Source organism: Serratia sp. S4 (assembly GCF_000347995.1).
Lineage (GTDB): Bacteria > Pseudomonadota > Gammaproteobacteria > Enterobacterales > Enterobacteriaceae > Serratia > Serratia quinivorans.
This window is the reverse complement of record NZ_KB661119.1, coordinates 55564-76480: the sequence shown is the minus strand read 5'-3', so window position 1 is coordinate 76480 and position 20917 is coordinate 55564. Positions and strand designations below refer to the sequence as shown.

At 48.3% G+C, this 20917-nt stretch carries 19 protein-coding genes and 2 pseudogenes; 12 read left to right on the top strand and 9 right to left on the bottom strand.

Going from position 1 to position 20917, the window contains the following annotated elements; translation table 11 throughout:
• Positions 1 to 448 precede the first annotated feature (448 nt).
• From SERS4_RS0100385 to SERS4_RS0100375, 3 genes are all read left to right on the top strand, one after another.
• Positions 449 to 1387: a DUF4365 domain-containing protein gene (locus SERS4_RS0100385; protein ID WP_017891092.1), complete on the top strand. Its 939-nt coding sequence runs from the start codon at positions 449 to 451 to the stop codon at positions 1385 to 1387.
• A 78-nt stretch (positions 1388 to 1465) separates the two neighbouring features.
• Positions 1466 to 2242, top strand: a complete 777-nt coding sequence (locus SERS4_RS0100380) for a hypothetical protein (RefSeq protein WP_017891091.1) — start codon at positions 1466 to 1468, stop codon at positions 2240 to 2242.
• 208 nt (positions 2243 to 2450) lie between these two features.
• Positions 2451 to 2990, top strand: coding sequence for a hypothetical protein (locus SERS4_RS0100375; RefSeq protein WP_017891090.1), 540 nt, complete (start codon positions 2451 to 2453; stop codon positions 2988 to 2990).
• A 737-nt stretch (positions 2991 to 3727) separates the two neighbouring features.
• On the opposite strand, the gene SERS4_RS0100365 is transcribed toward SERS4_RS0100375, so the two are convergent.
• Positions 3728 to 4501, bottom strand: coding sequence for a hypothetical protein (locus SERS4_RS0100365; RefSeq protein ID WP_017891088.1), 774 nt, complete (start codon positions 4499 to 4501; stop codon positions 3728 to 3730).
• Between the two features lie 2 nt (positions 4502 to 4503).
• Entirely contained in the window at positions 4504 to 4827 is a 324-nt protein-coding gene (locus SERS4_RS0100360) for a hypothetical protein (protein ID WP_017891087.1), read from the bottom strand.
• Positions 4828 to 4964: 137 nt separating this feature from the next.
• Between SERS4_RS0100360 and SERS4_RS0100355 the strand changes: the two genes are divergently transcribed.
• From SERS4_RS0100355 to umuC, 3 genes and pseudogenes are all read left to right on the top strand, one after another.
• Positions 4965 to 5657, top strand: a complete 693-nt coding sequence (locus SERS4_RS0100355) for an SOS response-associated peptidase family protein (protein ID WP_026142130.1) — start codon at positions 4965 to 4967, stop codon at positions 5655 to 5657.
• A gap of 193 nt (positions 5658 to 5850) precedes the next feature.
• Positions 5851 to 6270, top strand: a complete 420-nt coding sequence (gene umuD / locus SERS4_RS0100350) for a translesion error-prone DNA polymerase V autoproteolytic subunit (protein ID WP_017891085.1) — start codon at positions 5851 to 5853, stop codon at positions 6268 to 6270.
• Between the two features lie 2 nt (positions 6271 to 6272).
• Positions 6273 to 7534: pseudogene (gene umuC, locus SERS4_RS25555) on the top strand (translesion error-prone DNA polymerase V subunit UmuC).
• Positions 7535 to 7545: 11 nt separating this feature from the next.
• On the opposite strand, the gene SERS4_RS26010 reads toward umuC, so the two are convergent.
• The 4 genes and pseudogenes from SERS4_RS26010 to SERS4_RS25550 all read right to left on the bottom strand — a co-directional run.
• Positions 7546 to 8319, bottom strand: a complete 774-nt coding sequence (locus SERS4_RS26010; RefSeq protein WP_037410057.1) for a DUF4145 domain-containing protein — start codon at positions 8317 to 8319, stop codon at positions 7546 to 7548.
• Between the two features lie 394 nt (positions 8320 to 8713).
• Complete coding sequence (locus tag SERS4_RS0100330) at positions 8714 to 9442, bottom strand: hypothetical protein (RefSeq protein ID WP_017891079.1); 729 nt, start codon at positions 9440 to 9442, stop codon at positions 8714 to 8716.
• Between the two features lie 60 nt (positions 9443 to 9502).
• A complete protein-coding gene (locus SERS4_RS26005; RefSeq protein WP_071592973.1) occupies positions 9503 to 10933 on the bottom strand; it encodes a serine protease in 1431 nt (476 codons plus the stop codon).
• A 341-nt stretch (positions 10934 to 11274) separates the two neighbouring features.
• Positions 11275 to 12650, bottom strand: a pseudogene (locus SERS4_RS25550) (Tn3 family transposase); the annotation flags it as partial.
• Positions 12651 to 12719: 69 nt separating this feature from the next.
• Between SERS4_RS25550 and SERS4_RS0100310 the strand changes: the two are divergent.
• Together SERS4_RS0100310 and SERS4_RS27280 are read left to right on the top strand one after the other, a co-directional pair.
• A protein-coding gene (locus tag SERS4_RS0100310; protein ID WP_156816620.1) for an IS3 family transposase occupies positions 12720 to 13870 on the top strand; the annotation gives its coding sequence in 2 pieces (ribosomal slippage) (positions 12720 to 12978 and positions 12978 to 13870; 1152 coding nt in all).
• Between the two features lie 48 nt (positions 13871 to 13918).
• Complete coding sequence (locus SERS4_RS27280) at positions 13919 to 15046, top strand: hypothetical protein (protein WP_253275379.1); 1128 nt, start codon at positions 13919 to 13921, stop codon at positions 15044 to 15046.
• A 149-nt stretch (positions 15047 to 15195) separates the two neighbouring features.
• On the opposite strand, the gene SERS4_RS0100300 is transcribed toward SERS4_RS27280, so the two are convergent.
• Positions 15196 to 16038 (bottom strand): GIY-YIG nuclease family protein, encoded by an 843-nt coding sequence (locus SERS4_RS0100300; protein ID WP_017891075.1) that lies wholly within the window; start codon positions 16036 to 16038, stop codon positions 15196 to 15198.
• A gap of 346 nt (positions 16039 to 16384) precedes the next feature.
• A complete protein-coding gene (locus tag SERS4_RS25540) occupies positions 16385 to 17731 on the bottom strand; it encodes an RES family NAD+ phosphorylase (RefSeq protein WP_253275378.1) in 1347 nt (448 codons plus the stop codon).
• A 425-nt stretch (positions 17732 to 18156) separates the two neighbouring features.
• Between SERS4_RS25540 and SERS4_RS0100290 the strand changes: the two genes are divergently transcribed.
• The 4 genes from SERS4_RS0100290 to SERS4_RS0100275 all read left to right on the top strand — a co-directional run bounded on the left by SERS4_RS0100290 (position 18157) and on the right by SERS4_RS0100275 (position 20045).
• Complete coding sequence (locus SERS4_RS0100290; protein WP_017891073.1) at positions 18157 to 18402, top strand: hypothetical protein; 246 nt, start codon at positions 18157 to 18159, stop codon at positions 18400 to 18402.
• Positions 18403 to 18406: 4 nt separating this feature from the next.
• Positions 18407 to 18985, top strand: a complete 579-nt coding sequence (locus tag SERS4_RS0100285; protein ID WP_017891072.1) for a hypothetical protein — start codon at positions 18407 to 18409, stop codon at positions 18983 to 18985.
• A complete protein-coding gene (locus SERS4_RS26845) occupies positions 18975 to 19139 on the top strand; it encodes a hypothetical protein (protein ID WP_017891071.1) in 165 nt (54 codons plus the stop codon). The genes SERS4_RS0100285 and SERS4_RS26845 overlap by 11 nt, the downstream gene beginning before the upstream one ends.
• Positions 19140 to 19349: 210 nt before the next feature.
• Positions 19350 to 20045: a hypothetical protein gene (locus SERS4_RS0100275; protein ID WP_017891070.1), complete on the top strand. Its 696-nt coding sequence runs from the start codon at positions 19350 to 19352 to the stop codon at positions 20043 to 20045.
• Between the two features lie 27 nt (positions 20046 to 20072).
• Here the strand turns inward: SERS4_RS0100275 and SERS4_RS0100270 are convergent, their stop codons facing one another.
• Positions 20073 to 20762: an RES family NAD+ phosphorylase gene (locus SERS4_RS0100270; RefSeq protein WP_017891069.1), complete on the bottom strand. Its 690-nt coding sequence runs from the start codon at positions 20760 to 20762 to the stop codon at positions 20073 to 20075.
• Positions 20763 to 20917 lie beyond the last annotated feature (155 nt).

Sequence of the window (20917 nt, the reverse complement as noted above, 5' to 3'; positions counted from 1 at the left end):
CCCATTGAGTATGAAATAACAATCTAATAATAACATTGTTTTATGTGTATATGTAGTAATCAACCATAAAATATGATTTTATACCAACATCGTCATTTTATAAACACCTCGATGACAAAACAAATATGCGGCTTTTAGTGCTACCCCGCTCGATTCAGAGCTCTCGCAAGGTTGGCTTCATGCTGCTGTCCCTGCTCCCTTTTTAGGGTGGCGTTATCAGTTGTATCGCTAACGAAACGATCCCCGTGGCGTCGAGCTATTCCACCGCCCGGCGTGCATTCACCTCGTCAATACAGTCTAAATTATGTCCTGCGGTATTCTTTGCTCTGTTATCAGGTACGGTTTCTTCTTCTTTGAGGTATAATTTTCCTAGTCAGGAAGCAGGACGAATAGCGAAGTACGACTTGGCGTGTATAACGCTTAATTTTAATGTTATCAGGAAGAAAACATGTCACTACCAATCCGATCTCCGTCACATGAAATCGAAACACGCTCAAAAATAGAACTAGAATATGCATTAAATGGCAAGGCCATATTCCGGGAATTAACAGGAAATGATTACGGAACAGACGGGGTGATTGAATTTATCAACGATACGTGTGAGATAACAGGCGATGAGATCCTCGTGCAGCTCAAAGGAACAAATGAAATTACGTTCGGAAAAAATGGGTTCATCACATCTCCACCGATAAATACCCGCACTGCTAATTACTGGCTAAATAAGCAACAACCAGTATTTCTAATACTTGTCGATGTAATGAGAAGAGTCATCTATTACCAAGAGGTACGGTCACGCCTAATAATGAACATGGAAAAACTGGATGATCAAAAAACCATCACAATCCAGATAAACAAATCGAACACATTCGACAGCACAAACCCCAACAGACTTAAATTCGCTTATCAAAAAGTAAGAGATTTTGTCGATTTTAAAAATGAACTATCCCAAACCCTTAAAAACCATAAGAGTACCTATAAATACCTATTGGAAAACTCAGGAAAGGATTGCTTTATGGTTATTGATTCTGACGATTCACGCATAAACAAACTTGAGGAAATAAGACAATCACTTATTTCTGCATTTGCATTTTTTGGTTTAAACGGAAGAATATACGGCCTTAAGGATTACCATAAGCAATCCTATAAGGATTGGGAAGGCGACCTGGTCGAAATGCATATCACCCAAACCGCTGAACACCTGCAGGGTCAACTCAGAAGCCTATTAAAGGTTATTTACAATTCACGAAATACGTACAGCACCTTCTGGAAAAAAAACGACCCGAGAACACATGAAGCAATCAATAAACTAGACAAAGAAAAATCGTCCATTATGATAATGAGAAATGAATTTAGTTTAAAAGACATAAAAACTCTAGACGAACGTTAATACGTGCTTCAGAAGCATGCATTGCACTTTGTTAACTTTTAATCACTGTTACAGTATAACGTTGTTCAAGGTCTGGAAATGAATACTCACCAAAAACTTAATCTTATTTGCCCATTTTCCTCTCCTTACGAACTGTGGGAGACCAGAGAATTAACGTCTGAAGAGACGGATAAATTGATCGAAAAAGGACAATGGAAACCGTTCTTAACCGTCAAGGTTAAACTAGAGACAACGATCAGTACTCCGTTCGACGCTGCGCGGTTTATCGCCTCAAACAAAAATGATAGCCGGCTTGACCATCGCGTTACTGCATATATTAGAGAGAATCCAGGATACAGCCAGTGGCGCAGTTATATGCCGTCGGAGACCCCTGACGCACTAGCCGACTATCAAGAAAATTACCCTCCTGATGACTTCAGTCCGATAAATCAGCTGGTTGTTAATTACGGCATTGCACTACCAGAAGGACAAACCCTATTTCACGGGGGATTCTGGCCAGTGAATGAAGATGGATCTTTGCTCGATACGCACACAACAAACCGTGTTTTGTCCACCTCACTTTGTCCAAAAGTTGCGTTAAATAACGGTGATTGGCGTGGCAAAGCCTATGATGCTGGTCGACTCGATTTGATGGTCATCACTGTGAAAAAATCAGCCAAAAAGGCGTTTATTTTTGATATGGACGCTGATCCTAACGGTCACGAGCTGGAAGTCCTTTTTGAAGACGGTGTTCAACTCACCCTTATTGACGCGCAACTTGTCAGTACCAAATTCAACACCTGCAAAGCCGACAAATTAGGATATACGGTTTCTAAAACTATACCAGTGTATGTACTGCAGGTTGAATTAAGGTAAGTCATCGTCATGCACAGTCAGCTCCTGTGAGTGGCCCCTGATCGTAAGCAATGACGCACTTTCCCTTACTATGCAGCTGCCGCACCTGTACCCGTGGGTATCACGATCTGCAGCAGTGGGGCCCAATAATAAGCGTTGCCAACTACCGTGCAGTTGTTAACCTGCTGAACAAGCCGACTATTGCTCGATGATAAGGGAAGGAATAAAGTTGAGGTTATTTCATGGCACCCGCGCGGCTTTCACTGCATTTAGTATCGAGTATCCAGGTACCGGTGAAGCCGGTGAAATTAGAGCAGTGTGGTTTACGGAACAGTTATCCGGCGCACAAAATCACAGCGCACGCACGAAGCAACCGGGACACCGGCGAGTTTATGAATGCGAACTGCATCCAGAAACTCTTGTGCTCCTGGCGGATACCCCGTTGACGCAGCAACCTGTCGTCATGGAAAGATTGCGGACTGTATTACCCGTAAGTATTTCAGTGCATGGGTTCTATGACGAGCTGTTCTGCGACTATTTCAACTATTTGGGCGTGGAAAATACCGTGGCGGGTGACCGGTTCAAAAAACAACGAGAGTTAGATCTCCTTCGCTCTGCCGGTATCGATGCAATCTATGATTATGAGCGCGGGGGGCAAGACAATTATCAACATGGGGCGACAACCGTTGTACTTGCCCCTGAAAAAATTCGTATTGTGACGATCCACGAATCGCAGTCTCCTGGGGTTTGGTCCGTAGCGCCCTCATAACATCAATTTTATCTGACAAACATGAAGGAGGAGCCGACCTTTCACGGGCCAGTCATGTGGAAACATTGGAATGTAAAAAAGCAAAAACCCCGCTTGGTGGCGGGGTTTGATGCTCTGGTTACACCGTCTGGTAAACGGTTTCAGCAGTGTGGTGAACTTCCTTCTTAGCAATTCCAGTATAGGCCCTTACTCAAAAATGATCAATTACTCGTATCGTAAAGGAAGAATAACGAATATAATCAGCGCCGTGCTAGGAAGATAAGACCCGTGAAACCGCCATTTTAAGTAGAGCCAGTGACCTATCTGGCATATCAGTATCCATTATTATTATCCTTTTGATGAGCTGATTTTTTGTTTAAAAATAGCGTTTTCTCATCGACAAAAAGCCGAATGAGAGATGCAAGCCCTCTGTAACGGGTGGTGCCGACAGCCTGGACGGTAGCGTGGTGAACTTCCTTCTTAGCAAAAGCGAAGGGCATATCCTGGATGGGCGGATTAGAGGTAAGGGGGACTGCTAAGTAGCCTAGCTCCATCAGAGATGTAAGGAGCGGGGAATGATCGAACTAGTAATAGCGATTGTTAACTTGGTGACAGCAGTGCTGGAACTAATCAACAAGTTCCTGTAATCGGGGACATAAAAAGCTCTTGAGTTTTTTTGGCCGTCCTTCGGGACGGCTTTTTTGTTTTAAGGAAATTCCCCATTTATCTGTCACGAGTCTCATTCCGTATGTCCAATCCTAAAACGGTGAATCTTTAAATAAATAATTTGCCTTGGCCCGTTGAGCATACTCATGCATTGATTGAACAAAGTCGACCACATCGTCAACCGCTTTTGTATACATAGCCACTGTAATCTCATGTTCCTTTCCTGCGTGGTCGTAACCGTTTCTATGCACGATATCGTGGCGTAAAATAACGATATTTTTGATGTTTTCTTTTTTCTCTTGTATAGCTTTAGGCGTATCCTCCCCCAAGACGTTTTTGTAAAGATCAATCACCTTATCTATCTTGTGATAAACAATCCTAGCCAGGTTCATTAACACCGTCTTGTTGACCACATCGCTGGAATTATGTATCTCCAGGAGGGTCAACCTCGTCGAACTCAATTCTGTAACTTTTTTCATGGCATTAACCAGATAATACTCGTCACTCAGTACCGTACCGATGAGTATATCCCCAAGGCAGGATTCCATCAGAGTCACTATGTAGGCAAACTTCATCTTCAAAACAATAGGGGAGTTATTTTCTGATAGGGATCCTCTAATTTCACTCATCTGTTGATTAAATAATGAGAATGCCAGTTCTTCTTTCGAATACCACTGTATTTCATCTTCGTAATCCAGACCATCCCAATAATCGTCAGCAACATGTGAACCATGTAAATATTGCTCTTTTAACGTGTTCCACTCTTCGTCGTCTTCTTCAACATCGGGTGATGCGTTCTCCCTGATCCACTCATACATCTCTTCATTTGCTTCATCTTCCATCATCTGTGTCTTCACCAATCCCATTTCTAATTTCCTTCTTGTTCGTCAATTTTATTGGATTTAAGCTTTTCCAGGCGTGATGCGTAGTGAATTGCTGCGTTTTCTTTCCCCATCGGTGATAGCCTGAATGCTAACTTCAGCGATTGCCGGTCACGATATTTCTCCAGAAAACCATGCTGTACCAAGGTATGGCAAGAACGTCGGAAGTTGGTGTCGGCAACAAGTTGACACCGCCCATAATTAATCATACTTAATAGCCGCATGGCTGATACAGCACCGGTTATCCCTTTCCTTTCAACAAGATCAAACAACACAAAGATCACGTCTTTTTGCACTGCCGATAACCGCATACTTCCCTCCAAATTATTGATGTGACACATCGTTAAAATACCGCACTACAAAGATAATCTTATTGATTCCTCACATCAATAAGGGTTTTCAGCCCGTTATCCTATAGTTCAATGATGGACAACAATGTGAGGTAGATATGTGCGGCCGATTTGCGCTCTTTCACTCCCGTGAAGAATATCTCACGGCACTCCAATTGCCTGTGATAGTCAATAAAACGGTAGATACGCCTAAGTGGTGTTACAACATATCACCAGGGACAAACGTGGTGATTATTCAACAGCAGGAACGGAAAATTGAACTGAGTCTGGCATATTGGGGATATGCCCCCAAATGGTGGAGGGAACAGGGGAAACAACCACTCATCAATGCCCGAGCTGAAACAGCCTCAAGCAGCAAGATGTTTTCCCCACTTTGGAATCACGAACGCGCTCTAGTCCCCGCGTCAGGCTGGTATGAGTGGAAGAAATCCCCTGACAACCCACGAATCAAACAACCATATTTCATTTACGCCCGAGACAAAATGCCACTGTTTTTCGCAGCATTTAAAGCGAGAGACAAAGAAGGTGAAGAAGGGGGAGTAGTGGTCCTCACCGCCGCCAGTCGTGCAGGGTTAAAGGATATACATGATCGGAGGCCACTGGCTTTAACACTCCAAGCTGCTCGTGAATGGCTGGATAACACGATCACGCCACCAACGGAGGAAATGTTGGCTGACGTGTACAGTTTTCAGGCGGATGAGTTTGCCTGGCATCCGGTGTCATCAGCGATTGGTGCAGTTCGTAATGACACTGCAGCACTGATAGCACCGATCGATAGCCCGAAAATCTGAATATATGCGTTATCCACAATTTTGGTGGATAACGTGTGTGCAAGCGTCGGTAAAAATCGGTTTTTCCAATATGCTAAATCATTCGGAAAATTATTGAGTTACTTCTTGCCCTGTCAGCATCGCGTCTACAGGGCTTGCAGGTCTATCTGTTTCGTTTATTATTACTGTATATGCATACAGTAAAGATATTAAAATGATGGCCATTACCGATTTGCTTAAATTCTCACCAGGAATCTCGCTTACTCTGCCACTGTTCGGGGCACAATGCCCTGCTGGCTTTCCGAGTCCCGCTGACGACTACATTGAACAATCTCTTGATTTAAATGATTTTATTCGTCACCCGGCAGCGACATACTTTATCCGAGCAACAGGGGAGTCTATGGCTGATGGCGGGATATTGTCGGGTGATCTGCTGATCGTTGATCGAGCAGAAAAACCAGAACATGGCAGCATAGTGATTGCGGCAGTCGATGGGGAGTTCACCGTAAAACGCCTACTACTTAGCCCCCGAGTCTGCCTGGCACCGATGAATCCGGCCTACAGTCCTATTTATCCAGAAACCCTGGAAATTTTTGGCGTAGTGATCCATGCGTTGCACTCGTTCGGGAGGTGATCATGTATTTACTGGCTGATGTAAATTCGATGTATTGCGCGTGCGAACAAGCTTTCAGACCGGATTTAAAAGGAAAACCAGTCGCAGTTTTATCAAACAACGATGGCGCGTTAGTCGCAATCAACAGGGAAGGGAAAGCACTAGGTCTCAAGCGAGGCATGCCATTTTTCATGGCTAAAAACATAATTAAAACCAATAAAGTACATATATTCAGTAGCAATTATTCGTTATATGGTGATCTCTCTGCCCGCGTTATGGCCATTTTAGAATCGATGGCCCCGACGCTAACTATTTACAGTATCGATGAGGCATTTTTACACGTCGCCGGCATCGAGACTGTAGAGACGTTCGCGCATTTTGGTCAACGCGTTCGGGATACGGTACTGCAGCAGACCGGATTAACCTGTGGTATTGGGGCTGCGCAAACTCTGACGTTAGCCAAGCTGGCCAATCACGCGGCAAAAACCTGGCCGGCGACCGGAGGTGTTGTCGATTTAACAGATCGCGATCGTCAGAGAAAATTGATGGCTTTACTCCCTGTCGATGAAGTCTGGGGTGTGGGCGCCAATTGACAAAGAAACTGGCCACAATGGGCATCAAAACAATACTGCAGCTCGCTGACAGTAACCGGGCACTGATACGGCGAACCTTCGGCGTCGTGTTGGAGCGTACCGTTCGTGAATTGAACGGCGAGTCCTGTATTTCAATAGATGCGCTGCCTGCGAAACAACAAATCATTGTTAGCCGTTCTTTTGGCCAGCGCATCACGCAGCTGCAGGATATGCACCAGGCCGTTTGTCAGTACGCCGAGCGTGCTGCCGAGAAATTACGCCGCGAACGACAATATTGCCGGCATATCACCGTATTTGTACGGACCAGCCCATTCGCGCCTCACGATCCCTACTACGCGAACAGTAACAGTGTCCAGCTTATGCTGGCATCACAAGACACCCGAGATATCGTAACCGCAGCAGTGAAAGCTCTAAAGGCTATTTGGCGAGACGGCTACCGCTATCAGAAAGCGGGGATCATGTTGAACGACTTTAGCGAGAAACCTGGGCAGATTGATTTATTCGATGACTGCCCACCCCGTGCCGGTAGTGAACAGTTAATGGCCACAATCGATGGCATTAACCAATCCGGATTGGGAAAAGTTTGGTTCGCTGGCCAAGGGACCAACAAGACCTGGGCAATGCGCAGGGAACTCCTGTCCCCCGCCTACACGACGCGTTGGAAAGATATTCCCATAGCCAGGCTAGCATGAATGACAGGGCGTTATGGTTGGCCACTTAACCTTGTTCGAGGTGCATAAGCATTGTTGAGTTCTGCAACGATGGTCGGCACGTTCGATTGCTGAGGGTAGAGTTGCTGAATAAGTTCATCGAGAACGGTACAGGCTCCCTCAATATGAGACTGTTTAATCGGCTCATCCGTGTGGCTACCTCTGTTTCCCAGCCACTTTAACGCCATAAATGCATCACTGTAGCCACCAAGAATTGCAGGGTAGTCATCTATCCTTTTGTGGAGTGTCAAACTCAGCGGACTTTTACCATCCCGCGGCATTTCTCGCGGAACGCCCAGACCATCAAGCAGCATTTCCAAGACAGTACGCATGGTGTTAACTGCAGCTGAAGGATGAGCGGCCAAAAGCGCTGAAATCTCCTTTAACTGGACACAAATATCATCAGGACAGTTCTCAGGAGGCGTAAAGATGGGTAATGGTGGATAGAATGATCTGGCTCTATAAACGCTATAGTACTCTTGCTGTCGACTCTCTTCGTCAATATCAAGTTCAAGCCAGCCTTCCCCGTTGATAGCTACAGCTTCCAGACAAACTTTGCGGCTGCACCGAAGCAGGCAGCTGAATACCATGCGGTAATGATCGTCAGGCTCAAACCCATCCTCGTTTTTATACTGACAGGTATCACTGGTTTCTTCTTTGTGAAAACTACCGGGAACAATCTCAAGTGTTTCATTAAGACAACGCGGACAACGCCAGTGGGGAATATTATCTTCTACAAAAGAGGTATATAAGGAGGAGCCTGCCATGTCGTTAATCTTCCTATTAATAGGGGTTTTCCCTAATCATACACTATGTTGAAACCGGCTAGCCGCTAGATCACGGCAGCATTTTCCACATTTCGTGAAGCCACTTACCGATCCGCCACAACCTGGCGAGGTTATCCAACCAATTGAGAACGGTTTCCAGCAATGTCGGTTTTTTCTTGCTCATTATGTGAGACTCCTTTTGTCTGATCTTCCGCTTAGCCTGGCATCACGACGCTGGCTGCTGGGGAATTTCTTAAAAAGGATACGAGTTCGCCTGACAAAAAATCTTCTTGGGGCTTGTCACGACTTTCGGGTTATCAACTAAATCGTTGTGTTATTTCACCGAGCACATACCAGTAGCAATTGCGAGTTCTACAACTAAGTTATCAATCGATTAGGCCTTTTTTTTGTGATAAGTCTGAACGGCAGCTTCCAAGCTCTCGACATACCGCTTAATTTCCCCTATGGCGTACATCAAAAATGTGTCATCCATAAGGACACCATCGAAGTCATTAACTGAGATCCCCGCAATTTCCACCCGGCGTATCGCTTGTAGAAGCCTATTCTCTGCTTCAGTCTTCTTGCTTTTTCGGACTAAACTCTCATGGTAGCCAGATGCAATACCATCGCTGTGCGCCATAATATTTCTGATTATTGTTAAGTGATCGACATCAACAATGCCTTTTTCTCCGATGACTTTCGTTAGCATGGTATGAGTCTTTTCAATCGCGCCACCCTTGAGCTTACCAGTGTAACCAGACAGGTTGAGCATTAATTTCAAACACTCATTCATGTGATGCTCGAATAAACCGAATATGGTAAGGAATGCAGAGCGCCGAGTAAGTTGGCTGATTAGGTGTATATATTCTAATTTTACTTCGTCATGGTCAGTACCAAGACATGAGCCGCATGAGTAATAGGTACGCTCAATATAGTAAGGTTCTCCATACTCATCCTCGTTATAATCATCGTACACTCCTTCAATTATAGCTCCTGGCTTACAAGCTTCTGTGACTGCGCGTTCCACATTATTTTCTGCCTGTTCGGCAAGCATCTTCATAACCGGAATTGAAGAAGTAGCTTCCCAAAGCTGGCAACTAAATAGAAATCCAAGCATTGCCATATCAATATCCTTTTATTTAAACTCTCTTGATAAAACTACAAAATTAAAACCTAACCAACATCACTTTAATACAACCAGATGGAACCTAACATCTGAGAAATCTTCTGATTTCGGATTATACGTTAATGTCACCCGAAAATATGGACGAACATAGTGCTGATAAGTGATAAACTCATTATGATCCATATAATTATGGAACCCTTCAGAGAATTCGTGTTCTTTATTTAAATACAAATATTGATTCTTATCCATTTTCAAAGTTAAATATGCACCTCTGATATCATATAAAACATCCAAACCTATTGATCCTGACTCTAATAAAACTGCTGAGTAAATACTAATATCTTCGATCCCATCGAATGTCTCAGCACTGATAGATTCAAATAACTTAACTTTCTCTGCAAACCTATGATTTATATCTATTTTGTTTAACATTTCTTGACTAAGATTACCTAAGTAACTCAACCCTTCATCTTCGAGTACCGTGCTGAATATACTGTAAATATAATCCTGTAACTCAGCATTATTAATAGCTGAAATGTCACCGGCTTTTTTAAAAATCTCATGGATTTCTTCCGAGCTTGCAGTTGGGAACTTAACACGAATTGAACCATCATCTCCTCGTACAGCTCCCCCTAAAACTCGTGCGCCATTACTTTTGGTTTCAACCTGCAGTCCAGCAATATTATCCGGCCACATACCATTTGGCCACGTACAGCTGACTACTGATACAAGTGATGGCCAAATAAGTGTTACATATGTCGGACCTTTATCGTCATCGTGACCTTCAAGACAAGATGATATTACTCCAACAACGCGTCCATCTTTATTAAATACGGGACCACCACTCATGCCACCGAGTGCTTTCATTGCAACTTCTACACATGCTCCTTGTATATAAGAACCTCTACCTTGTGAATACTGCTCAGTCACTAGACCGGAAGTAGAGTAAAAACTGATTGTTGGAGTGCCATCATTGTTGACCTCTCTATAACCTGCTGCCCATAAACGCTCACCAATTTTTGGTAATGCAACCTCAATCGGTACATATACATATGGCTCATTATCATTAAATTTTGAGAGTGGACTGCATGACATGATAGAAACATCTGAGAATTTTTCTTGCGGTTGTTGAAACAATATTTCCACTTTCTCCGTCTTCAATGCATCGAATTCTTGTGGACACCACATTCTCATCGACGACTCACATGGAAATGTATAAATTATCGCTTGATTACTAAACGTTTCCTCAACGACATGAGTAGCAGTTAAGCAAATTCCAGGAGCAATCATTACCCCGCTACCTAAAATTTTCTGTTCTTCTGAGTTTATAATTCCTATAGCAACAATTAGTCCATTCAATGCCCAAATTTCACCTTCAACAATACCATCGTAAGGAAGAAATTCAGGTAATAACCATTGGCAATCTTTATCTAAATCATTAGTATCTGGATATTCAATTTTTGTTTGAAAGGTTTTTGAATTTTTCACAACCAACAATCTCCATTTAAATAATTAATTTTATCAAGCTGATAACTTATATATCAAAAGTGTATTTTAATGTTTTCTATTTTTACTAAAAAAATTGAATCTTCGTCTAATCAGACTTACACAACCCTTCATTTATAACCAAACCAATTATAACCTTTAATACACCTATAGCTAGGCAAAGTACTATCAACCAGAATACAGTGCCCAAAAGGTCGCCCTGCAACTGGCCAACATGACTAACGGTCGCTACAAGATTGACCGTGATTCTGGTTGGGGAAACCGAAAACATTGTATGTTATGACCTTATTGGGGTCAGTTTGGATATCGAAAATTATTGTACGTTAAGGTTGTTTTTTGACCTTTCGACTTTAGCTGGTCTTAGCCGACGAAACTTACCGGAAGCCGGTATCTGGTTGCTTTTCCAGATATAATCGCCGGTCAGATTGATATGCTCCCAGCCTAACGGCGACAAATGCGACAGCAGTTGCTCGTTGATCTTTACCCCTTTACGCTTCAGGGCATCGACCGCTCTTTCCATATAGACGGTATTCCACAACGAGATAGCAGCCGTCAGCAGCGTCAGTCCACTGGCGCGGTAGCTCTGATTTTCCGGTTTTCTGTCCCTGATTTCTCCCAGTCGGTGCATAAATACCGCACGCGCAAGCGCGTTACGGGCTTCTCCTTTATTCAGTCCCGCCTGTACCCGCCGACGCAGTGCAGGATCGCGGAACCAGTCGAGCATAAACAGCGTTCGTTCAATACGGCCAATTTCTCTCAGTGCTTTGGCAAGTCCGTTTTGCCTGGGGTAGCTGGCAAGCTTTTTCAGCATCAGGGATGCCGTCACTGTCCCCTGCTTTATCGAGGTTGCCAGACGCAGCACTTCACGCCAGTGAATTTCGATCTCTTTCAGATTCAGGCGGGTCGTTGATATTAGTGACTGAAGCGCCGGGTATGGGTCTGCTTTCCCATTGATAAACAGCTTCTTGTCGTGGAGATCCCTGATTCGCGGACAGAACGCAAATCCCAACAGATGCATCAGGGCAAAGACATGATCGGTGAAACCTGCGGTATCGGTGTAATGCTCCCTGATTTCCAGGTCGCTTTCGTGGTACAGCAAACCATCGAGAACATGGGTTGAATCCCTGACCCTGCTGATTATGCAGGTGTAAAACGGGCTGTATTGATCCGAAATATGGGTATAAAACTGACGCCCGGGCTCCTGCCCGTATTTCGGGTTAACCTGCCCTGCGTAGCGGCCTGAACTGCCGGTTCTGAAATTCTGTCCATCTGATGATGACGTTGTCCTGTCTCCCCAGTATGCCGCCAGCGGCCTTTTTCCCTGCGCGTTTACCAGCTCTGCAAGGGCGGCTGAATAGGTTTCGTCGCGGATGTACCATGCCTGAATATCTTCGAGTGATGATTTGGTGCTCCCGGGGCAGGCTTCTGCCATTTTGGTCAGGCCAAGATTGATGCCATCCGCAAGAATGGTGGTGAGGAGCAGGCGGGTATCGGGACGGGTAATGTCATTTTTTATATGCGAAAAATGTCGGGTAAACGTCGTCCAGCTGTTCACCTCATCGAGAATTTCCGTGATTTTAGGTCGCGGTAGCATGCTGTAAACCAGCTCCGCCAGCGGTGAAACCTGCGCCGGAACGCAGTTATCCAGCGGAGAGACTTTTACGCCCCTGTCGGAAATTTCCACATCGGGCAGTTCACCGAGGGCTGATCCTACCCGCGAATAGTGGACACGCGACTAAGTGAGTAAACTCTCAACCAGAGGTGACTCATGACAAAATCAGCATCAACCAGCAAAAAGCCCCGCAAGCAACATACGCCTGAATTCCGCAACGAAGCCCTGAAGCTTGCTGAGCGTATCGGTGTTGCTGCCGCTGCCCGCGAACTCAGCCTGTATGAATCTCAGCTCTACGCGTGGCGCAGTAAGCAACAACAGCAACTGACATCGTCTGAACGTGAAAGCGAACTGGCTACTGAAAATGCCCGCCTTAAGCGACTACTGGCTGAGCGGGATGAGGAACTGGCCATTCTCCAAAAGGCCGCGACATACTTCGCCAAGCGCCTGAAATGAAGTATGTCTTTATCGAAAATCATCGGGCTGAGTTCAGCGTCAAAAACCTGTGCCGGGTACTGCAGGTCGCCCGCAGCGGCTGGTATGCCTGGCGTCTGCGTCGTCAGCAGATAACACCACGTCAGCAGTTCCGGCTCGTCTGTGATACTGCTGTCCGTAAGGCATTCACTGAGGCAAAACAGCGTTATGGTGCGCCTCGTCTCGCTGGCGAACTGCCTGAGTACAACGTCAAAACCATTGCCGACAGCCTGCGACGTCAGGGACTTCGTGCAAAGGCTGCTCGGAAGTTCAGCCCGGTCAGCTACAGAGAACATGGCCTGCCGGTGTCTGAAAATCTGCTGAAACAGGATTTTTACGCGAGTGGTCCGAATCAGAAGTGGGCAGGAGACATCACGTATCTTCGCACCGATGAGGGCTGGCTGTACCTCGCGGTGGTGATTGACCTATGGTCGCGGGCTGTCATCGGTTGGTCGATGTCGTCGCGGATGACAGCGCAGCTGGCCTGCGATGCGCTGCAGATGGCACTCTGGCGACGTAAGCGACCGGGAAATGTCATTGTCCATACAGATCGCGGCGGGCAATACTGTTCGGTGGACTATCAGGCGCTGCTGGAGCGGCATAATCTGCACGGTAGCATGAGTGCCAAAGGATGTTGTTACGACAATGCCTGCGCGGAAAGCTTCTTCCATTCGCTGAAAGTGGAATGTATCCACGGGGAACGCTTTATCAGCAGGGAAATAATGCGGACGACGGTGTTTAATTATATCGAGTGTGATTACAATCGGTGGCGTCGTCACAGTGCCTGTGGTGGCCTCAGCCCGCAACAGTTTGAAAACCAGAACCTCGCTTAGGGCCGTGTCCACATTACGTGGGTAGGATCATACCTCTCAGAACGGAACGTGGTGGAGGCCGGAGATGGCCATGTCAGTGACGCGGAGCAAAAACACCTAGCAGACAGCCTTGAGCGCCACCTGATGCGGTATTTCCCGGCCAGAGCGCATTCCGTGTTGGAGCTGAGTGAATGGGTTCAGGGGATCTCAGGTGGACTGGCGAAACTCCCCGTTACGCTCTTTGAACGCACCGGACCGCACGAAAGTTCCAGGCAGACCGCAGGGAAGCGGCTGAGCAGCCAGGCGTACTGGCGTTACTACTTCGCCTTTTCCGCCCCACAAAATGTCCTGTCACCGCAGGTTTTTGAGCAACTCTTCGCGCTCGCCGACCAGCCTGAAAAGCAGCAGGAACTCGCGGAACGTCTGCTCGGTTATATCCAGAGCAAGAACTTATCCTCCCGGACCTGGTTTGAACACATCCTGGCCCAGCTGACGTCCCCCCTGATTGAGGCCAGAACACCGGCAGAGTGCCGGGGTCTGCTGCAGTTCTTCTTCGACAACGGGGATGACATGCTGGAACGCTATCGGGCACACAACGAGTGGTTTATGCTGCAAGACCTGGATACCTACAGCGTCGCTGATCGGCTTATCAGGCAGATGCTACAGGAGGATGTTGCGTCCACCATGAAGTTCCTGACTGCGCAACTCCAGCGCGGCAAAGCCTGGTACTGGAGCGCGGAATATGTCCGTCACCTGCTGTGGCAGCACGGCATAGTCGGAGACAGAACCGGTCATCAGCTGGAAGAGTCGATGGGTCGGAGTAACGTCGTTACTTTACAGAAAGCCGTTGCAAAGAGACTGAACAGCCTGGCCATCACCGAACAATTACCGGCCTTTGCCCTGTTGAATAGGTATATCTGGGCATGGCGTGATATCAGCGGGATCCAGGCAGTACGGAAATGGGTCGATCGCCAAGTTCAGGAGGATAAGGCTTTTCTGAACCTGCTGCTGCAGCTCCGGTATCATGGCACCAGTTCGGCAGATGGGCGATACCGCGCACTGCATCTGGCAGAGATGACCGAATTTCTGGGCGATGTTGAGACAGTGACAGGCCGTATTGCCTGCATCAAGGAGACCGGCCATTTCCCAGAACGGGTTGATCAGGTGGAGCAGTCTATCAGGAGAAACCGTTTCTGAGCGTGGAATTCATTGGTGGTGCATCTTGTTGGGCAACAGCGCCCAGCCTGTTTCAGAGGCAGCGGACAGGGTGCGCCGAATGGCAGCCATGCCAAGGACACAATGAACGACCGGACGCAAATGAAAAAGCGCTGACGCCCGATGTGCGGTCAGTTCCGGTTATGACCAAAGCGGCGCGTCAGCAACACCCGTTTCCAGTGCGCCTCACGCCGGTCAATCTCCCCCTTTTCGCAGTTCAAACCCATGACTTCAAGCACGGAAAATTTGACCTGATCTAACCGCGGGCCCGCGAGATCGCCGAACGCCTCCTTCAAACCGGCATTGCCGCCATGCCCGGTTCGGAGGTAGCTCATCCAACGTCCCCATAAGCCATCGCCGCCATCCGCCTTACCCACATACAGCTTTCCGCCCTCCTCATCGGTCAGCAGGTATACCCCCTTGACATCAGAAAGCGCGCGGATCCACGACCTGTTATCTTCCCGGAGGATCAACCCGAGTGTCCGCATGTCAATGCACACCTCCCGGTAGCCCGGAAAGCGGCCCAGAGTGCGGCGGGCGGGGGTGATGTCGGTGATCGCCAGATACGGGGCCACAGCCTCTCCCCGCCGGACAAACGCGCGGGCATTGGCCGCCAGCGCCCGTGACACATGAAGCCGGCCGGCATACTCGCTGAGGGCGGTGACAGGCGCCAGCGTATAGCGGTAATAGGCCTCATCACGACCACTGACAGGCTCCGTAATGCACGGCAGCTCACCGGTCTCATAGGTTCCGGCGTACATCCAGCGCAGCTTGTTCTCCGTCTGGATCAACGAAACCACATACGGGCGCCTGAATACCTTTTTCTTTTGCCAGCACTGCCATTCATCGAAAGTGCCGTGTTCAAACTCGGTCAAAGGAACTTCGTCGTAGTCGTTTATCGACGCGAAATGGACGTGACAACGCTCAGGGCTCAAGTCAGGCAGGGCCAGCGTCAGATAACTAAATAAATCCATATTATTCATAACCTTCAATGGAAATTAGAGGGACAGATAAGCACCACTGGGCGTTTTCCCTGTATGACGGCTGCCGCCCGACCCTGCACCATGCTGTGTGCGGCCAAGGAAAGCGATAGTCAGGACAGAGGACAACAGGGACTCGGTACTGCAGGTGCCGCGCCTATGCGTCACCCCCTTCCTGTCACCACTCAGTAAACTCCAGGCTCCAGGCCGCTGCGGCGGCCTTTCTTATTTGTGTACCTCTCAGTTAATCAGCCTCCAGCAAGATGGGCTGGGAAAGCGACTCATTTCATAACTAGAACGGAAAATCATAAAGGCCAGATGGGTGTCCGAAAATCCTGTATCAGTAAGGTGCATCGTCCTCGCCAGGACCGGTTTTCCACAAGTGAGATTTAGATGGAGGGGTATAGCTGTACTTGTCCCGTCTGACGGTGTCGGTGGAATACTCAAAGCGAGCAGCCCTGATATCGTGAACGCTGACCGAAGTTAGATCAATCTCCAGTGACGGCTCCCGGTAATCTTTTCGATGTGAAAAAGAATCCGTATCTGGCAGGCATGGAGCTGCATCGTCTTCCATTCTTTCTGTCACGCAAATATCTGGCTCCCACTCGTCGTCTTCACTGACATGACGCCCGTATCGGATCATGCAGTCTTTCCGTGCTGGCAGCGTAAGCAAGCGGACCCGGGAGGCTTTGTGAAACAGAACGACATTGTAGCCTTCTTCCGATGAGATGGTCGACAACGGCGCGGTACCCGACAATTGCACCGACGGATAAAGGATCCCGTCCAGGTCGAATTGCTCGGGATCTGCCAGGTATTCCGCAATAACCTGGGTCGGGATATAACTGAAGTCTTCCTCTCCCGGCAGCACTGGATCCACAATGCGTCTGGTCAACGTGCGTAAGAAGGCAGCCTGCTCGCGCCTTCGGATAAAACCCGGATCAAACTTACTTCCACGTGCCAGAATGCCCTCCAAAGCGGGCAGATTTAGCAGCCTGAGCGGGCGGATAATCCTGAATCTCGCGGTAACCACAGAGCAACCCACCGGAGGGCGGATCTCTGAAATTGATATCTCCAAAGAACTGGCACCATAAAACACCGAGATGCCTCTGGCACTCATTCGGTTCGAGCCGCTGAGGCGATGCGGCGGGGGACCTAATTCCCGATCTGGAGTAACCAGTAAATTCTCAAGTTCGTCATGGTTACGGCACCACCGAGCGCGATAAAGGAAAGGGATTTCAGTACCTGGACCGGCCTGTGCGATCACCGCTTTATTTCCATGTGATTGCAGGCTTTCCACATCATGGAATATGCCATTCAATGTTTCGCTTACGGCGTGGTTAACGTAGCGAGACTCGGTTTTCAGGGAAGTGACGAACCTTTCCCACATGGAATCAAGAGACACCGTATCGACTTTTCCCCGTTCCTCATAGCGGGAATCAGATGCAAACTCGCATTCCTCACCCATTGTGCCGGCTTCAAAGCTGTAATTTCTTTCCTCTAGCTGTTGTTGAACATCAGTTGCCACGGCCGAACTGGTCGCAAGCAGCTCTTCAATAACATACGCAATGTCAGTACCTTCTCGCTCCCAGTCATAATCGCTGTCTCCGTGCCTGAGCATGGCATATTCAAATTCTGATGGTTCGTTCGACGTGCGAACGTAATGTTCTGCTATAGCTTGTTCGGTCAAGTTGCAGATGGCTCTAAGGCTGAAACAGGCTTGATTCATGCCGCAGTAATTGCAGTCATGCAGTCTACCGGACGCCTCAATGTTCGCGCTGAGAAAAGGCTCAGTGATACATTCTGAACATATCCAGGTTTTGTGTGAGTTTGCACTGCACATTCAGGGCATCTCCCCAAAGGATTCATTGTCCCAATATTATCAGACGAAAGGCAGCCTGAAAGCGAACTTCTGAGTCTGCCAGAAAACGGATCTGCGCGACGGAAAACCGGCAAATGATATGATTATCTGAGTATTTTAATAAAATCATATTAAGTATAATATTTATCATATTTCATAAAATCAGATCTGATATGGTGTTTACAAGATTAGAATAAAACAATTCTCAGTATGGTTTTTCATTAAACCGGACATTATCAGATGGAGCGTGCAGGATGGATCAGGAATTGAATTTTTCACTCAGCTATGAGCAGCTGACCCGGGAAGCAGAAGATGCGATTAAAAAATGCAATCTGAACCAGGACGGGATGGGTTACATCGAGGCGCTGGCCAAAGCCTCCGCCATTCTGAATTTCTGGTACGGTTTGGCGCTGCAGGGTTATCCGGGCACAACAATGGATGAACGTGTTGATGCCGACCGGCTGCGCCTGCATGCCCTTATCTATAAGAGAGAGGACTGACATCGTGACAACGGTTAACGTCCGCCGGCCGTCGCCGCTGCAGCGGCGGGTGCTGATTGTGCTGGCCGCCCTCGATGTGCAGCGGCCTGGGCCGGTGGCGACGAAAGATATTGAGCGGCTGCTGGCGCAGGGCGGGGAGGCCCCGGTGTACGGCAACAACCTGCGCGGCTCCTGCCACCGGATGGAAGCCGTGGGCTGGCTGCGCACCCTGCGCAACAGAAGCTCGCTGCAGCTGGCGGTGGAGCTGACGGACGCGGGCCGGGCAGTGGCTACGCCGCTGCTGGCCGACGAACTGGCGGCCGTGCGCGAACAGCAGCGCCGGGACGACGTGCGCGTACTGCCGGTACGCCCGGCCGACACCCTGGCCGACCAGGAACTGGAGATCGCAGGCATCATCTATACCGCCAGTCGCGGAGTGTTTGTGGTGCGGCTCGACGGCACCACCTGCCTGCAGCTGTGCCGCGCGGACGGCACGGTCACGCGGCTGGAGGGAGACGCCCTGCAGGTCGCCGACGGGTATCAAACGGCCTATGACGCTGGTCTGCCGGTGAGAATACAGGTGAATGAAGAAAATGGAAGATGAACAAATGACAGATGAGATAAAACGACGTATCCACGCCTTCCGCAACGCTCTTGTGCTTGCCGCTGACACCCGGTCACACGAATGTTTTGAGATGGGCCGCTGGCAGGAACTAAACGCATTCCCGCACGGCAGCTGCGATCTGGCCAGCAACTAGCTCCTCGATGAAGACATTGATCCTCGCAACGGAGAATTCCCGTTCGAACTATGAGCAGCACGTTTCCCATTCTCCACTGATAGGTTCCAGCTAGGCTGGCAGGGGTAAGCTTCCTGTCGCGTCAGTCTGTCGAAAAACAACACGCATAAAACTTGCACAACTTTTCGATTTACAGTATCATTTTATTCATGAAATCGAAAAGGGGGGCTTATGACCACCACAACCCAAAAACGAATAGGTAACACTCGTTCCTCCGCAACGAACAGTTTTTCTGACAGCGGGATCTTCGCTGCGCGCCTGCAAAACTTTGTCCGCGAGGTCGCAGAGGACGTGCGTGCCGGCAATACGCCGATCGCCCCGGAGAGCATGGCTGAGACAGATGCAGTGTTTACCGTCGATGCCATTTTGCAGTTTTTGATGAACCGTGCAGTTAACAGTGAGACGAAAGAGAAGAAACGCCAACGTCGCCGTTTGCTCAGCAAGGCGATGTTCCTGGACACCCTGGAGAAAGATGGCGGGATATACGCATCAGCCAAGGCCGCGGAGATCCTCGGCAAAACCAAAACAACGGTGAAAAACTGGAAGGATGCCGGGCAGCTACTCGCGCTGGAGATTGATGGTGAGTTTTACTATCCCGCATTCCAGTTCACGGATGATGAGTCGATCTCCGATAAAGGCGTACTCCGTGGCGTGGCCGAGCTGCAGGGCCTGTTGAAGGGGCAGGGGTTCAGTGACCGCATGCAGTATTCCTTCTTCATGGAGGAGAGAAATACCGTACTGAATGGGTTGTCCACGACAGGATACCCGTATACCGTCGCCGGTATCTTGAAAAGCAATCCCGGCCCGGCCCTGATGGATGAGCTGCATCGCCTGGCCCGTGTCTATGGTTTACAGGACGCCAGTTAATGAAAGGGGGGGCTTGCCCCCCTTTTATTATTCGTCTACCGGAATACCCAGGCTATACACTAAAATATCCGCTGCTTCCTGACCATTGTATTCGAAGTCAGTCAGCCGCGTTTGGCTGCGGGTCACAGCCATCCCGGTACCGGCAACGTCGTCGTGCCACAGTACAAGACAATCTTCACCGGTGACGTTAGAGGTAAATAATATGCCGTCCAGTCCCGCCGCCCTGGCTTTTTCTGCCAGCAGTTGCGTTACGGCGCGCGTACCCGTCGTGACATGATTAATCGTCAGAGGGGTGCTACGCACGAGATGTTTGACCAGCAAAACCCTAACGTCTTTTTCGATAACCACTTGGCCGATATAGTGGATATCGAGGTCAGATTCGCCGAGACTTTTTTTGCCCTGAAAAACTTCCTTCATCGGTGTTAGCGGATCAAAGGCTAGGTACATCGATCCAGTGACCCCATCGGTCAGGCTGTAGCGGAAATCCGCCCCATTACGATTGAAAAAGACGCTATTACCGCCGTGAGCGCCACGTTGAAGTCGGTATGTCAACTTACCCGCGTCAACATATCCACTGTTATCAAGCAGTGTCGCATCTTGCAGCGGCCTGATGATGGCCAAGGCCGCTTCATCTTGCTTATTCGCGCACATATTTCCAGAAGTTTCAGTTAGTTGGTTAACTTCGTCGTTTTGGTTTACCTCGAATTTTGATGTCATATCTATCCCCTATACTAGTTCGAATGATGTAAGCCATAGGCCTAACCTCCGTGATTTTGGTTTTTTGCCCCCGACCGTGTGGCCGCAGGACGCTGTATCCGCCGATGGAACTGGCAAGACACGATGAGGATAGAGAAATAATCTGGCCAGACAAG

Coding starts and splice junctions, on each gene's coding strand:
- SERS4_RS0100385 (WP_017891092.1), top strand. CDS start 449: ATGTCACTACCAATCCGATCTCCGTCACATGAAATCGAAACACGCTCA.
- SERS4_RS0100380 (WP_017891091.1), top strand. CDS start 1,466: ATGAATACTCACCAAAAACTTAATCTTATTTGCCCATTTTCCTCTCCT.
- SERS4_RS0100365 (WP_017891088.1), bottom strand. CDS start 4,501: ATGGGATTGGTGAAGACACAGATGATGGAAGATGAAGCAAATGAAGAG.
- SERS4_RS0100360 (WP_017891087.1), bottom strand. CDS start 4,827: ATGCGGTTATCGGCAGTGCAAAAAGACGTGATCTTTGTGTTGTTTGAT.
- SERS4_RS0100355 (WP_026142130.1), top strand. CDS start 4,965: ATGTGCGGCCGATTTGCGCTCTTTCACTCCCGTGAAGAATATCTCACG.
- umuD (WP_017891085.1), top strand. CDS start 5,851: ATGATGGCCATTACCGATTTGCTTAAATTCTCACCAGGAATCTCGCTT.
- SERS4_RS26010 (WP_037410057.1), bottom strand. CDS start 8,319: ATGGCAGGCTCCTCCTTATATACCTCTTTTGTAGAAGATAATATTCCC.
- SERS4_RS0100330 (WP_017891079.1), bottom strand. CDS start 9,442: ATGGCAATGCTTGGATTTCTATTTAGTTGCCAGCTTTGGGAAGCTACT.
- SERS4_RS0100300 (WP_017891075.1), bottom strand. CDS start 16,038: ATGGATTTATTTAGTTATCTGACGCTGGCCCTGCCTGACTTGAGCCCT.
- SERS4_RS0100290 (WP_017891073.1), top strand. CDS start 18,157: ATGGATCAGGAATTGAATTTTTCACTCAGCTATGAGCAGCTGACCCGG.
- SERS4_RS26845 (WP_017891071.1), top strand. CDS start 18,975: ATGGAAGATGAACAAATGACAGATGAGATAAAACGACGTATCCACGCC.
- SERS4_RS0100275 (WP_017891070.1), top strand. CDS start 19,350: ATGACCACCACAACCCAAAAACGAATAGGTAACACTCGTTCCTCCGCA.
- SERS4_RS0100270 (WP_017891069.1), bottom strand. CDS start 20,762: ATGACATCAAAATTCGAGGTAAACCAAAACGACGAAGTTAACCAACTA.